The sequence below is a fragment of the Pseudomonas sp. R3-18-08 genome, assembly GCF_003852065.1.
In the GTDB taxonomy this organism is placed as follows: Bacteria; Pseudomonadota; Gammaproteobacteria; order Pseudomonadales; family Pseudomonadaceae; genus Aquipseudomonas.
Genome location: NZ_CP027729.1, coordinates 3,081,618 through 3,095,696 on the forward strand (window position 1 = coordinate 3,081,618; position 14,079 = coordinate 3,095,696).

Genomic DNA, 14,079 nt, shown 5'->3' on the forward strand with positions numbered 1-14,079 from the left:
CCTATGATCAGCATCATCAGCCTCGATACCTACATCGTTGACTTGCCCACCATCCGCCCTCACAAGCTGGCGATGCACACCATGCAAAACCAGACGCTGATGATTCTGCGTCTGTGCTGCAGCGATGGCATCGAAGGGCACGGTGAGGCCACAACCATTGGCGGCCTGTCCTACGGCACTGAAAGCCCGGAAAGCATCAAAACCAATATTGACAGGCACATTGCACCGCTGCTGATCGGCCAGGATGCCACCAATCTTAACGCGATCATGTTGCGCATCGAGAAAGTGGTACGTGGCAACACCTTTGCCAAATCGGCAGTGGAAACTGCCTTGTTGGACGCGCAAGGCAAACGTCTGGGCTTACCGATTGCCGAATTGCTCGGCGGTCGAGTCCGCGATGGCCTGGAGGTCGCCTGGACCCTGGCCAGCGGTAACACCGAAAAAGACATTGAGGAAGCCGAGCGGATGCTTGATATCCGCCGCCACCGCATTTTCAAACTGAAAATCGGTGCTGGCGAACCGGCAAAGGATATTGCCCATGTGGCCGCTATCAAGCGCGCACTGGGTGACCGGGCCAGCGTGCGGGTCGATCTGAATCAGGCCTGGAGCGAAGCCACGGCAATTCGCGGCTGTCAGATGCTCGGCGATGCCGGCGTTGATCTGATTGAACAACCGATTCCACGCCAGGATCGCGAGGCTCAAGCGCGGGTCAGCGCACGCAGCCCGGTGCCGATCATGGCTGACGAAGCCATTGAAAGCGTCGAAGACAGCTTTGCTTTGGCCAAGGCAGCTGCCGCGCCAGTGTTTGCGCTTAAAATCGCCAAAAATGGCGGGCCGCGTGCGGTGTTGCGCACAGCCGCCATCGCCGAGGCGGCCGGGATCGCACTGTACGGCGGGACCATGCTCGAGGGCGGTATCGGCACTCTGGCATCGGCCCATGCCTTTGCCACACTGGGCTGCATTGAATGGCACACAGAGTTGTTCGGTCCTTTGCTACTGACCCACGACATTCTGGTCGAGCCGCTGATCTATCGAGATTTTCAGTTGATGATTCCTACCGCGCCAGGCCTTGGGATTGCTCTGGATGAAGAGCGCCTGAAACGCTTCCAGCGCGGCTGAACATCTGATAGCCGCACCGGCCCACGGATCAAAAAAGAGAGAGTTGAACCATGCTGTTTCAAGTATGCATGACCGTAAAACTGCCCCATGACATGCCCGCTGATCAGGCGGCCCGACTCAAGGCCGACGAAAAGGAACTGGCTCAACGCCTGCAACGCGAAGGTACTTGGCGGCATCTGTGGCGCATCGCCGGACTGTATGCCAACGTCAGCATCTTCGACGTGGCCGACAACCAGGCGCTGCACGACACCCTGATGCAACTGCCGCTTTACCCGTACATGGACATCGAAGTCACGGCGCTGTGCCGTCACCCGTCTTCGATACATAACGACGACCGCTGAGGCTACGCGGTACAACTGCCATAAAAACAAGATGATGAGGAAACAACCATGAGTGTCCGTATTGCGCAAACTGCCCAGGTGCAGAAGTTCTTTGAACAAGCCAGTGGTATCGATAACAACCAAGGCAACCAGAGGATGAAAGCCGTGGTGCATCGGGTGTTGACCGACTCGATCAAAATCATTGAAGACCTGCAGATCAGCACTGAAGAGTTCTGGAAGGCGGTCAACTACTTCAATGAACTGGGCAGCCGTCAGGAAGCCGGTTTGCTGGTGGCAGGCCTGGGTCTGGAACACTATCTGGACCTGCTGATGGACGCCGAAGATCAGGCAGCGGGCTTGGTCGGCGGCACACCCCGGACCATCGAAGGCCCGCTGTATGTGGCCGGCGCACCGTTGAGCAAGCATGAGGCGCGCCTGGATGATGGTCTGGACAACGGCACGGTGCTGTTCATGCAAGGACGGGTGCTGGACACCGATGGCCAGCCGCTGAGTGGGGCCATTGTCGATGTCTGGCATGCCAATACAGGCGGCACCTATTCGTACTTCGACGCCTCGCAATCTGAGTTCAACCTGCGTCGTCGGATCGAGACTGATGCCGGAGGCCGCTACCGTTTCCGCAGTATCGTGCCGTCAGGCTACGGCTGCCCACCGGACGGTCCGACCCAGCAATTGCTCGATCAACTGGGCCGGCATGGCCAACGTCCCGCGCATGTGCATTTCTTCATCTCTGCGCCTGGCTATCGGCACCTGACGACCCAGATCAACCTCGCGGGGGACAAGTACCTGCACGATGACTTCGCCTACGCAACGCGCGACGAACTGATTGCCGAAATCAATTTCTTCGACGATGAGACCAAGGCCCAAGCGCAGGGTATCAGCAGCCGCTTCGCTGAAATCGAATTCGACTTCACCCTGCAAACCGCCACAGAACCCAAGGCGCAACATCGCCAGGAACGGGTCCGCGCACTGGAAGACTAAGCTGCCCAACGCACTGCATCTGACCCTCCATCACAGCAAACCGCATTCACGCGGGCGCTGCCGAAGGCTGCGAAAAGCGCTGACTGTCCTGCGCTTTCGCAGCCTTCGTATTCTCCATTTTTCGCGTTATGACACTCGCGGGCACGGTCGTTCACATTGCTGCCGGCGGCTGACAGGCGTTGCGCCTGATCAATAGCAGCCATCATCCCCTCGCTTCAGGCTATGAGTTTTGCGCAGAGAGAGGTCTTGTGGGAATCGCCATTGTCGGTACGCGTGCGATGGGATGCCTGTTTTCAGCGCGACTGAATAACGCAGGTTGCAGCGTCACCCTAATCGCTCAGGTGCGTTCCCAGGATGCTGGAGCGGTACACTTTTCCACAACAGCGCCCCCCTGCACAACGATCTGGACCTGATTGCCAGTGCGTTTCAAAAACGGGATTTTCCTGCGATATCGACCCACACGTGCATGTCGCTATCTAGCAAAAAGCAGCCTTTTGCGCCCGGTGCGCATGGGCGAATCGAAATGGCGCTTAAAGGTCAGAAGGGCAGTCGATGCGGTGGCCAATAGCGTACATGGACACCATCTTTCGCGAAGGGTCAGGAACGAAAACGGGTGACATTAGTCACCCGCCGGATATCAAAATGTCGTAGCAAACACCAACTGGGTGTAGATATTTCTATCGTTGTTACCCAACTGCGTCCCGCCCTGTTCTGCGCTCTTGACTGGCTGGTAGAAGCCTACCAACGGCAAAACAGTCAGGTGCTGATTAACGCGCCATTCGGCATACAAGTCGATTTCATGGCCATCGGTGTTACGCACGTTACGGTCGATGGTGTCGTAATTGAAGTACATTGCCCCAATGGTCAGACTTTCCAAAGGGGAGACCTTCAACGTGACGTTCTGGATACGAGAATTATTGTTGAAGGGGCCAGCATAGTTACTTGCCACTTCACCCTGGAACCATGTGCCGTAGCCACGGCCCGTTCCATAAAACAAGGTGTCATAACCTTCTGAAAAGCGGCTGTAGCGATAGCTGGCGTTCGGCTTCCACATAGCATCAGCAAAGGTCCACCCTGCTTCCAGATACCAGGCGTCCTCATTCGCCGCATTCGGTTTGTTTTGCGTGGCGTATTCACCCGACAAAAACAGGTTTTGCACGCCCGCATTACCCGCTGCGCGCACGCTGTAGGTCTTCATGCCGTCACGCTCAAGCTGCAAGGGGGAAGCGTACTGTTTAGCGACATTCTTGGTGTTGACGTATGTCAGACCGACGGTACCCGCTGCCGCCACATGTTCCAGCGTGCCAACGTACATCTCAGTATTGGCCTGAGCGGGGTTATCGGATTTAAGCCACATCAGATCGCTACGCCAGCCCTCCTTACCGCCAATGCGCAACACTACTGTCTTATCGAATGCTTTACGGGCAGCAACGTAGAAAGCGCCCCCGCGGTTGTATTGGCCGTCCGCGAGACCGCGACCCGCACTGAAGGCGTCACCCTGAATAAGGAAGCCGTCGCCCACTGCAATATTTTGTCGACCGAATGAAACGTCGATACCGTCTTTGCCAATGACCTCAAACAAGTTGCCCGAACGCCATCCCAGATAAGCATCCTCGATCTTGGTGGTGCGTTCAGAGCCATCAGTGTAGCCCGCAGCGTCCCCATCCCCCCAGGTTGCCGAACTGACTAGCGAGAAGGCTCCATAGGCAGTGCCTGCGTTTCCTATCCCCTGGTCGGCACTCACGCCATACTTGATGTAACCCTCCCGCCACAAGGACGATCCCTGTTTTAACCGGCCAGAGGCCGGGTAATTTTCACGACTGTGGAAAACGCCAAACACCGCATCCAGGTTAACATTCAGATGGGTGTCGTCTTGGGAAAAAAGCTCGTAAGCATTTACAGGAGTTATCGTATTGAATAGTGCTGCGAGGGTAAAAAAGTGAAGCATGGAATATCGGCGCATGGTTGCATTTCCATTTTTCTTATTGAGTTAAGCGATGCCCTAAATGGGTTATTCATCAACCTACATTTAAATACCGCCAGGATTCTGCAGTCGTTAAGGTAGTCAAGGCGAGCGACTAATTAATAGTTGCGCAGCCTAAAGCTTGGTTCATGTATTGCCTGACTTATTATTATCACCTTCTCGCGATAGTCACTTGAATATCTCATACCCAGCCTGACGGACACATTATTGTATTTACGGCAGTAGCATCGGGCAGACTATGCGAACATCAGTCCGGTAGGGAAAGAACGGATTTTTTGTTATGAACAAACGCCCAATACTCACAAGATACCTTCCGACCCACCCTTTGGCGTGTGTCAGAAGGTACCGCTTTATATTCGCCAGACGCCGCGCCGATACTCCCCATCCGAGGCATCCGCCAATATCAACTCAAAGTATATAACCGATGCATGCAAGCGCGTCGTCAGCGTTGATCAAACGGATCAACTTGCGCTCGATCTTGAACGTGTCACTGATACGCTCAAGTTCGTAGACGATGTCCGCACTGTAATGTTTAAACGAGTCCTTACGGAACTCGCGCAAGTTTTGCGCGCAACGGACCGTCACTTTTTCATCGCTTTCGAATAGCACACGAAAACGTGACAGGGTACGCACGGTACGCGGCTGCGGGCTAGTGGAAATCGAATCACCTCCGGTCAGACGCTGGATTCGTAACTGACGCATGTGATGATCGTCATAGGCGTAGTTGAGGGTGTTTTCGAAGTCTTCTTCTTTGGGATTGATCGGGATAATGTAAGTACCCTTTTCGTTCCACAGGCTCAACCAGGTGTCGAATTCGCCATGGTCGAGCATGTCGCCTTCAGCCCAGATAAAAGCGGTGACTTGATTCAGTAATTGCAGGTTCATTTACTTAGTCTCTGCCGTCATCATCTTTTTCCACTGCTGGTAAGCAGCGCGCATGCCGGTCTCGGCGCTTACATCGCTGACCAGCCCGTCTTCGGTCGGTTTCTCACCCGGCAGGCCACGGTTCAACATGATCCACAGGTCTTCGCCAGCACTGGTGCCTTTCTGCACACGCTCCCAGGCTTCGGAATCGTCCGGAGTACCAAAGCCCATCGGACCCTGGAAATGCTCATGCAAACGCAGGCGGTAGCGGTTGGCTATAGCAGGGCCGCCGTCCATGGTGATTACCGAGTGATGAATTTCTGTCTCTGTCACCGATATCGGTTGCAGCGCGCGGAAAAACGCCATGGAACAGGCAACGTTGGGGAACAGGTTAAGATTGAAACCCGAGCCACCGACAGCACGAACAATACGGCGCACTTGCTGCTCTTCGATACCGTCTTCGCGCAATTGCCCAGCAAGCTCCTCGAAGCGCTCCGGAATCGGTTTGTCGAGATCGGCTTCAAGATCCACCAGGTCGGGGATCATCACCATTACGCTGTGCCCGTTACCAAGGTCTTCGACGTAACCCGGCCCTTCAACGAAGTCGAACAGTTTGAGGGTTTGCTCATCAACCGATGCCAGGAATGACTTGTGCACCAGCGGGAAGTGGTAAGCGTCTGTGGTATTTTCCAACTGGATTTTCCAGTTGCCCGGAAAGCGAAAACGGTGCTCGCCTGGGACCTTGATCGGGTAACCGGCGCCCTGTTTCATGAACAGGTCGATCCATTTCTTGGCAGGCCCAAGGAAGTCGAGCAGTGGTTCGATGTCATCCTTGAGAGTGGCAAACAGCATGCCCGCGTATTCTTCAACACGCAGGCTGACCAGAGGCAGCTCGCCCTTATCCAGGCAATCACCGTAGCTTTCAGGGCTCGGCACACCACGCAGTGAACCATCCAGCGCGTAACTCCAGCCGTGATATGGGCAGACAAAGCTGTTGGTCTTGCCCTTCTTGTGTTCGCATACCGTAGCGCCGCGATGGCGGCAGCGGTTGAGGTGCACATGGACCTGTTTCTTGCGGTCGCGCACCACGATCACCGGTTGCTTGCCGATGTAGGTGCTTTTGTAGCTGCCCGCCTCCGGGATCTCGCTGACGTGCGCGACCCAGACCCAGGTACTGTAGAAAATCTTTTCCAGTTCCATGTCAAACAGCTTGGCGTCGGTGTACAACGAGGTGTGCACGCGGTCGTGCTTGACCAAGCTTGCGGGCTCCATATCAAGCCCGACAACGTTAATTAAATCGTTCACAATTAATTACCTTTCTATCGCAATGTGACGAGAGTTATTTTGAAATAACCTTAAGCCCGCACCCACAGCTCATCAACCGCCGACCGCAAGAGGTTTATTGTTTTAAAGACAACAAGCGTCAGCCCACCTGGTTCAAGCTTAACGGCGGTGTAGGCAAGGCCTATATCATTTGACCCCGGACGAGTCAGCTTTCCTGAAGCGCCCCTTGATTATCCCGTAGAGAAACAAGACAACCAGAAGTAATGGAGTGCCATTGACCCAGGCAGATTCACTGCCCGTTAGCATGCCGTAATTATCGTAGATGAGATAAACGGCAGTACTAAGACCAGCCAGTGCGATGAGTGGGCTGAGTAATGTTTTAAAATACCGTTTATCGTTGGCTTTTTTGAAGTGAACGACGACCCCCAATGTGACAAATGTCTGAAGCCCTATCAATCCAAGCGTCGACAATGCCACTGTTACGGGAAACAAAAATACAAAGGCGTCATAGCCCAGGGAGGAAGAGACGATAATAGTCAGCGCAACGAGCACGGTCACAAGCAGACTTGCATTGGCTGGAGATTTTTTCGTTTCATGAACATGTGAAAGAACATTCGGCAAGTGCCTGTCTTTGGCCAAAACTTGAACGTACCGCGTCGCAGCATTATGCAGTGACAACAAACAGCAAAAGTTGCTGGTGCACAGCATTAGGGAAACAATTGTCGCCATCGTGCTACCCAAACGAGTCGTGAACAAATTAATGACCAACCCGCCCTTCGCTATTGCTGCCTCGTCCTTGATGGAGTCAAACCCAACCTCACCAATGATCAGCCAGATAATGATCAAGTAGGCGACGCCTACCAAAACGACCGCCAAACGAGTGGCATGCGGAATGGTTTTTGCTGGCTTCCTGGCTTCCATCGCATAAAGCGCGGCGGACTCGACACCGAGGAATGATGCCAGCGCCACCATGAGCCCAACCCCCAGCCCCGGCAACATTATTGCGTCTACCGAGATGGCTTGAACCGGGAAGGCGTTAAGACCTTTATCCAAGAATATAGAAATACCCAATAGAAAAAGCACAAGGAACTCTGCAAGCACCAAAGGCACGAGGATCTTTGCGGCAAAATCAATATTCGCCCGACCCAAGTAACAGATCGCCCCCACGTATAAAACGGTCCATGCTGCCCAGCCGATATCAATACCAAACCCTTGCATGGTCATATTCGTGTAATACCCAGACGCCACAGCAATCGCCGTGGTAATCGCCAGATAAGAGGCTAAGGCAACCCATGCCGCCCCCGCTCCTACGCCCCGTCCAAAGATCACCGTGAGGTACTTGTAAAATGCGCCGGCCCCCGGGATCGACCGGATTAATTCGCCATACCCTATCGAGAAAAAAATCATCAGAATTCCTGCCAGCAGGAATGCTCCGGCAAGGCCAGCGCCATTACCGTGCTCAAAAGCAATGGGGGCTGCGGTGAGAACCGCCCCTAACGGTCCTGCAGCTGCAATCACCAATAACGCGATTTTATAAGCACTGAGATTACCTTCTAATTGCTGGCCGCCTGCAGGTACATCTGCAGATAGGGGCTCGGATAGCTCTGTCATCCCAATTCTCCACTCTAATTATTTTATGAATAACGGAAATAAATCGATGCAGCAGCATCCTTGCGGACCAACGCGAGCGCTCCTCAAGCGCAAGCGATACCCGCCCGCTGCCCCTGAAAACCGCAGCCTGGCTATCTTTATATCGCTCTTCACTCGTTGCCAAGTTCACCAAACTGTTATCTTGCCAAAAGGCGGGTACTCAGGAACTCAAACCAGTCACTTGTCTTCGATGACACGATTCATGACGCCTATTCAACGAGGCATCAATGTGCAGTGTATATTCCTGGCCTTGGCAATCGGATTGAATCTGGTTCAAGCGTATCCTTCTAATTGTCGGCGCGATGTAGATTGCGCATCTCATGTAGCCGGCTTCATATGGGTGTACGGCCTACCGGTATCCTTGCAGTACTTCGCCGCGAAAACGATGACACCGTAAGCGACATTCGTTGTACAGATTGCAACGCTGCAACCTTTTGGGTGACATCCCTGATCAGGTCCTTCGTCGCCCGAGAAGGTACTGAGTCACTTTTTGATTGCACCGCCTGACCCGCGCGCTTGCTACGCTCGATGACGAACGCTGATTTATTCAAAGGAACGCACCAGCAATGGCACACAGACGTGCATCCGCTCCCTTTGCTCCGATGAGTTGCAGGCTGGTTTTAATGGAGGAACCCGGATATGGAATTGGCACACTCAATGCCGGGTGCCCGCTCAAGTTGAACGGCCTGAGGAAGCGAGTCAGATCGATCACCGATTCACCCTTGCATACATCAACCAATAGCGGTGGCAGACGAGGCAAACTCGGAAGGACAAGTGTATCGAAGCGTTCCAGCAAATGGTCTACCTGTTCGCTGAATGCCATGCGCACCACATGCGCAGCTTGTACGGCCACGGCATCGGTGTTGGCCGCACGCAGTAACCTCGCCTCAATATCGGCACCCAGTAAAGCCTGGCCGGTGTAATGACCATAAGCAGCCCACGTTTCAGCATTAATGACGGTCAATGCAGCTTCGAATGCCTGATCAAGAAGCGGCAGCGTGACGACTTCCCAGGCCCAGCCGCGGCGAACCATCTCTTCCCGAATGGCTTGCTCAATAGCGGGATCGCAGGCGACATTGACCAAAGCTACCCGGAACTGCCCTAGAGGCTTGTGCGCCGCGAAAGCTGAGTCCATTGAAGTCATCGCAGCGACGATCCCCTCAAGATCACGAGCCATTGGCCCTACAACATCAAGAGAACTGGAAGCCGGATAAACCCCGCGACGGCTCAACCGACCGAACGATGGCTTGAGGCCAAACACCCCACAGCAGGCGGCCGGCATGCGAACAGAACCGCCTGTATCAGTACCCAATGCAACATCCACATTTCCCTGAGCGACGATGACCGCTGAACCGCTGGAAGACCCACCGGGTATCCGATCCGGTGCCTGTGGATTAATTGGCGTTCCAGCCCATTCATTAATACCGGTAACACCGAAAGCCAGCTCATGCAGCACAGTCTTGCCAATAATTTGCCATCCATCATCGAGAAGTGCCTTCACGACGGTTGCATGGTCTTGCGCTGGCGCGGCCTGTTCAAGAGCGCGACTCCCACATCGTGTTGGCCACCCAGCCACATCCAGAGAGTCCTTGATCGCGACTGTCCGGCCCGGCCTGCCGATGCGACATTCAATGACCAGCGGGTTCACAGTGACGCTCCTTGAACATTCTCGAGACGATAGGCGTCAACGCGTTCAGTTGAAAAAGAGGAGATGCGCCAGGCACCTGCGTCCCAGAGAAATTCCACGCTGAGGGCGGCGACAATAGATTCGGATTGGCCAGAGTCGTACCGACTGAGTTGTTGCATTACCCACCGCCCTTTCGCTCGAAAACCATCGACCGTTATCTGTTCACCGGAAAGAAAGTGCATGTTTGACACAAAGTGAGGAGCCGGCGGTAGGTAATTCATGAGCATGGCAACTATCGCTTTGCGCCCTTCTAAACGCCCAAACTTAACGGCATATCGAGATCCGACCCCCTGCCACACTGCGTCCTGGCAGAACAATTGGCCCAATGCGCTATCGCGCGCGGCAGGTCCGGGAACGTCGCACAGGTACATATACCGATTCAGCAAATGGCGAACCGCAGATTCGGCCTCAAGCTCCCGAATACGCTCTTCCAGTAAAGAAATGTCAGAAATAGGGGAAATCATGAGAAGGCTCCTGTCGATTGTGCAAACGAGAGAAGGAAATTAATGACATACACACCGAGCGACAATCACAGGAACGCGGGATCGTGTTGCTTTTTAGGCAATGGCATTGTTGATCCTAGACGGAAATATCGCCTGTGCACCGCTGGATCAAGCGTTGCCATTACCACAACAAGTGTCGCCTCGAATGTTATCGAGTTCGATAAATCGAACTGTAGGATAAGCGTTGTCTGTTACCTCGTTTAACCCAAGCACCAGAACTCATGACCCCAATGCTCCAAAGCGGATGTAGAGCCGTTAAGCGCCGCAAAAAGCGCGGGACCTTTATGGCTCAGCCAATTGTCTGGGGCCCTGAGATTTGGACCGTCCGATTCGATGACAACGGTGTTGAAGGTGAGAGCGCAACCGATCAAATCACGCCCCCGCTGAGAAGGCTTCGCATCAGCGCAAAGAGCAGTATTTCAAAGTGAGCATCAACGACTATGCACAACTCCCCAAATATCGATTTTATATACCTCTCCGAACCGGACATGATTCAGGCAGGCGTTACCAATATGGCCGCCTGCGTGGACACGATGGAAGAGATGTTTTCCCTTATGTACCACGGCGACTACCGCATGGCAGGCCCGAATAACAACTCCCACGGATCGGTTGTCGTATTCCCTGAAAATTCGCCTTTTCCGGACATGCCCAAACCTACCCCCGATCGACGCTTCATGGCGATGCCTGCGTACCTTGGCGGTCAATTTCGGACAGCCGGGATGAAATGGTACGGATCCAATATCGCGAATAGAGAGAAGGGCCTCCCCCGCTCCATCCTTCTGTTCGTACTCAACGATGCCGATACGGGCGCTCCTCTGGCAATCATGTCAGCGAATCTTCTTTCTGCTTATCGAACAGGCGCCGTGCCTGGCGTAGGCGCCCGCCATCTGGCCAAAAAGAATTCGAAGGTGGTTGGCATCCTGGGTCCAGGTGTGATGGCGAAGACCTCACTTTCGGCATTTGTTGCCGAATGTCCTGAGATTGACACAGTTAAAGTCAGGGGACGCGGCCAAAAAAATATCGATGCGTTTACATCGTGGGTTCGTGAGACTTTTCCGCAGATTGTCAACATTCATGTGGTTGACACCAACGAAGCTGTGGTACGCGACTGTGACATCGTCACATTCTGCAATTCCGGAGCAATTGGTGATGCCTCTGCCTATCCTGTGGTGAAGCGTGAATGGGTAAGCCCTGGTACGTTTCTGTCCATGCCCGCCTTGACGAGTATCGATGAAGGCATGCAGTCACCCGACATCCGCAAGGTTCTGGACAATCCTTCTCTCTACCAGGCATGGCATGAAGAAAATCCCAAGCCAGTGCACAACATCGTGCCAGTAGTGGGCATCCAATTCCTGGATCTGATAGACGAAGGAAAAATGTCACCTGACCAGCTCGAGGATCTGGGCAAGATTGTTGTCGGTGAAGCACCAGGCCGCAAAAACGACGATGAAATCATCATCATGTCGGTCGGCGGTATGCCGGTAGAAGACGTTGCGTGGGGCACCGTGATTTATCGCAACGCCTGCGAAAAAGGCATAGGCGTCAAACTTAATCTCTGGGAAACCCCAACGCTAAGTTAAGCCCGCACGGCCACCGCGCCTTCTGAGTTTTCATTGAATATCGGACACTCCACATGAAAGAAGTTATCGACGTTATTAAAGTTAAAACCGGATCCAAGTTTGAGGAGCTGGGTAGCTATTCGCGCCTCATCGCCGTCGGCGATCTGATTTTCGTATCCAATACCGCCGGCCGCAATCCCGCCACAAAGGAAATGCCCGAAGACCCGGCTGAGCAGACCCTTCAAGTCTTGGCCAATATAGAACATGCCCTTTCGGCCGTTGACGCTTCGCTTGGCGATATCGTTGCCGCGCGCGTGTTCATACCGTTTGCGAAGGACATAGATATCGTAATGGCCACCTACGCAGAAAAAATGCGCGGTATTAATCCAACGCTGACGCTGACCAGCCCTCCTCTGGGATCTGAGATATACAAAGTTGAAATTGAAGTCACCGCCTATCGCGGGGTCTCAAAGGCCAATGTCAAAGAAATCACGATTACTCATAACAATACGTGACACTTAGCAGCTTCAGGGCGTAGCGATTCAGTGCACTTTCGATAACGTATACAGTATCAAGGATAAGAAACTTGGCCCCCTCTATCTCTCCCGTTCAGACTTCTGTCGTTCTTCCTGCCGCCACGACAGTGGTGGTGATCGGAGGGGGCATTATCGGACTCACTGCGGCATTGTCGCTGGCAGAACGTGGCATACCCGTCACAGTACTTGAAAAGGGCAGAATTGCTGGCGAACAATCCTCGAGAAATCTGGGGTGGATCAGGAAAATGGGGCGGGCCAAACTGGACCTGCCTCTTTCAATCGCTGCAGAAAAACTATGGGGCACCATGGCGCAACGGCTCAATGCCGATGTTGGCTACAGACAGACCGGTATTTTGTATACCGCCAGCTCAGCCTCAGAAATGGCTTTACATCAAGAATGGTTGAACTCAGTCGCTGATGCCTCGCTCGACTCACGCCTGGTCACGGCGAGAGAAATCGCTGATCTTTCTCCAGGGTGCACCGTCGATTGGGCAGGCGGAATTTATACAGCCTCTGATGGCCGAGCAGAGCCTACTCTTGCCAGCAGTGCCATCGCACGGGCAGCTATTGCAAAAGGCGTTATCATCGTGGAGAACTGCGCGGTGCGAACGCTATCCATGTCGGCAGGCAGAGTAAGCGGTGTTGTAACCGAGCGGGGGGAAGTGCGTTGCGATAACGTAATCCTTTCCGGCGGCATGTGGTCGAGACGCTTCCTGGCTACCTTCGGTGTTCCCCTTTTGACGTTGCCGGTAGTCGCCTCAGTCCTTCGAACGGCTCCTCTGACGATAGAGGGAATGACTGAGGTCGCAGTAGGAACTCCAGATATCTCTTTTCGCAAACATCAGGACGGCGGATACATCATTACGAACCGGGGAGCTTTCATGGTGCCGATCGTACCTGACAGCTTGCTGATCGGGCATCATTACTTTTCCACACTGCGTTCCCAATGGAAAAACATGAATCTTTCCCTGGGACGAGAGTTCATGACAGAACTGGCCCTGTCGCGACGCAGTTCTAACCAAGATATCTCTGCTTTCGAGCAGAGACGGACAATAGACCCGAACGTCAATCACGGACTGAATCGGGCTGCATTACGCAATCTCACTGAAGCTTGGCCCGCTTTTAAAAAAGCCATCATAGAGCTCGAATGGGCTGGCATGATCGATGTAACACCGGACGGCCTCCCAGTGATATCCCCCGTGGATAAAGTTCCGGGCTTGACGCTTGCTTCCGGATTCTCAGGGCATGGTTTTGGCACCTCTCCAGCAGCCGGACAACTGGTCGCTGATCTCGTAACTGGCGACACACCCATAGTTAATCCCGCACCGTATCACCTCAAGCGCCAGCACAGCTGATCACGCTAGAAAATCAGGGGTACCTCAGCAATCAAGAGTCCCATAGAAAGTCAAACGTGCAACCTAGAACCGCAAATTTCGGCGCAGACAGGAATGCCTTCTTAGATCAAAAAGCTATAAAAATATTGTAGGTCACTGACCAAAAAAACTAGCCCGCGGTATTGCTTCCCGGCATTCACTAGCATAGATTCGTCAGCATAATAAAAAACTTGATGATGC

The 14,079-nt window shown here is 53.6% G+C and carries 13 protein-coding genes; 7 read left to right on the top strand and 6 right to left on the bottom strand.

Annotated elements, in window-relative coordinates; genetic code table 11:
- Nucleotides 1-3: 3 nt before the first annotated feature.
- From C4J92_RS14035 to C4J92_RS27515, 4 genes are all read left to right on the top strand, one after another.
- On the top strand, nt 4-1,119 hold the full coding sequence (locus C4J92_RS14035; protein WP_124404274.1) for a muconate/chloromuconate family cycloisomerase: 1,116 nt from the start codon (nt 4-6) through the stop codon (nt 1,117-1,119).
- 50 nt (nt 1,120-1,169) lie between these two features.
- Nucleotides 1,170-1,460: a muconolactone Delta-isomerase gene (catC, locus tag C4J92_RS14040; protein WP_124404275.1), complete on the top strand. Its 291-nt coding sequence runs from the start codon at nt 1,170-1,172 to the stop codon at nt 1,458-1,460.
- Nucleotides 1,461-1,508: 48 nt separating this feature from the next.
- A complete protein-coding gene (catA, locus tag C4J92_RS14045; RefSeq protein WP_124404276.1) occupies nt 1,509-2,438 on the top strand; it encodes a catechol 1,2-dioxygenase in 930 nt (309 codons plus the stop codon).
- 248 nt (nt 2,439-2,686) lie between these two features.
- Nucleotides 2,687-2,851 (top strand): 2-dehydropantoate 2-reductase N-terminal domain-containing protein, encoded by a 165-nt coding sequence (locus C4J92_RS27515; RefSeq protein WP_372238394.1) that lies wholly within the window; start codon nt 2,687-2,689, stop codon nt 2,849-2,851.
- Between the two features lie 224 nt (nt 2,852-3,075).
- Here C4J92_RS27515 and C4J92_RS14055 read toward each other — a convergent pair whose 3' ends face one another.
- From C4J92_RS14055 to C4J92_RS14080, 6 genes are all read right to left on the bottom strand, one after another.
- Nucleotides 3,076-4,386, bottom strand: a complete 1,311-nt coding sequence (locus C4J92_RS14055) for an alginate export family protein (RefSeq protein WP_256657501.1) — start codon at nt 4,384-4,386, stop codon at nt 3,076-3,078.
- A gap of 444 nt (nt 4,387-4,830) precedes the next feature.
- Nucleotides 4,831-5,307, bottom strand: a complete 477-nt coding sequence (locus tag C4J92_RS14060) for an aromatic-ring-hydroxylating dioxygenase subunit beta (protein ID WP_124404279.1) — start codon at nt 5,305-5,307, stop codon at nt 4,831-4,833.
- Nucleotides 5,308-6,558 carry a Rieske 2Fe-2S domain-containing protein gene (locus C4J92_RS14065; protein WP_372238395.1) on the bottom strand — a complete coding sequence of 417 codons (1,251 nt, stop codon included), beginning with the start codon at nt 6,556-6,558 and terminating at the stop codon, nt 5,308-5,310.
- Nucleotides 6,559-6,756: 198 nt separating this feature from the next.
- Complete coding sequence (locus C4J92_RS14070; protein WP_124404281.1) at nt 6,757-8,181, bottom strand: APC family permease; 1,425 nt, start codon at nt 8,179-8,181, stop codon at nt 6,757-6,759.
- Between the two features lie 586 nt (nt 8,182-8,767).
- Nucleotides 8,768-9,868, bottom strand: a complete 1,101-nt coding sequence (locus C4J92_RS14075; protein WP_124404282.1) for an amidase — start codon at nt 9,866-9,868, stop codon at nt 8,768-8,770.
- Nucleotides 9,865-10,371, bottom strand: coding sequence for a nuclear transport factor 2 family protein (locus C4J92_RS14080; protein ID WP_124404283.1), 507 nt, complete (start codon nt 10,369-10,371; stop codon nt 9,865-9,867). The genes C4J92_RS14075 and C4J92_RS14080 overlap by 4 nt, the downstream gene beginning before the upstream one ends.
- Nucleotides 10,372-10,850: 479 nt before the next feature.
- Here C4J92_RS14080 and C4J92_RS14085 point away from each other — a divergent pair, with 479 nt between their 5' ends.
- From C4J92_RS14085 to C4J92_RS14095, 3 genes are all read left to right on the top strand, one after another.
- Nucleotides 10,851-11,990, top strand: a complete 1,140-nt coding sequence (locus C4J92_RS14085) for a tyramine oxidase subunit B (protein WP_124404284.1) — start codon at nt 10,851-10,853, stop codon at nt 11,988-11,990.
- A 53-nt stretch (nt 11,991-12,043) separates the two neighbouring features.
- Nucleotides 12,044-12,484 carry a Rid family hydrolase gene (locus C4J92_RS14090; RefSeq protein ID WP_003232737.1) on the top strand — a complete coding sequence of 147 codons (441 nt, stop codon included), beginning with the start codon at nt 12,044-12,046 and terminating at the stop codon, nt 12,482-12,484.
- A 71-nt stretch (nt 12,485-12,555) separates the two neighbouring features.
- Nucleotides 12,556-13,860, top strand: a complete 1,305-nt coding sequence (locus C4J92_RS14095) for an FAD-binding oxidoreductase (RefSeq protein WP_124404285.1) — start codon at nt 12,556-12,558, stop codon at nt 13,858-13,860.
- The last annotated feature ends 219 nt before the right edge of the window (nt 13,861-14,079 follow it).

Bases quoted from the DNA above. Each gene is read 5' to 3' on its own strand.
- C4J92_RS14055 (WP_256657501.1), bottom strand. From the start codon at position 4,386: ATGCTTCACTTTTTTACCCTCGCAGCACTATTCAATACGATAACTCCT.
- catC (WP_124404275.1), top strand. From the start codon at position 1,170: ATGCTGTTTCAAGTATGCATGACCGTAAAACTGCCCCATGACATGCCC.
- C4J92_RS14080 (WP_124404283.1), bottom strand. From the start codon at position 10,371: ATGATTTCCCCTATTTCTGACATTTCTTTACTGGAAGAGCGTATTCGG.
- C4J92_RS14060 (WP_124404279.1), bottom strand. From the start codon at position 5,307: ATGAACCTGCAATTACTGAATCAAGTCACCGCTTTTATCTGGGCTGAA.
- C4J92_RS14085 (WP_124404284.1), top strand. From the start codon at position 10,851: ATGCACAACTCCCCAAATATCGATTTTATATACCTCTCCGAACCGGAC.
- catA (WP_124404276.1), top strand. From the start codon at position 1,509: ATGAGTGTCCGTATTGCGCAAACTGCCCAGGTGCAGAAGTTCTTTGAA.
- C4J92_RS14065 (WP_372238395.1), bottom strand. From the start codon at position 6,558: ATGGAGCCCGCAAGCTTGGTCAAGCACGACCGCGTGCACACCTCGTTG.
- C4J92_RS14090 (WP_003232737.1), top strand. From the start codon at position 12,044: ATGAAAGAAGTTATCGACGTTATTAAAGTTAAAACCGGATCCAAGTTT.
- C4J92_RS14035 (WP_124404274.1), top strand. From the start codon at position 4: ATGATCAGCATCATCAGCCTCGATACCTACATCGTTGACTTGCCCACC.
- C4J92_RS14070 (WP_124404281.1), bottom strand. From the start codon at position 8,181: ATGACAGAGCTATCCGAGCCCCTATCTGCAGATGTACCTGCAGGCGGC.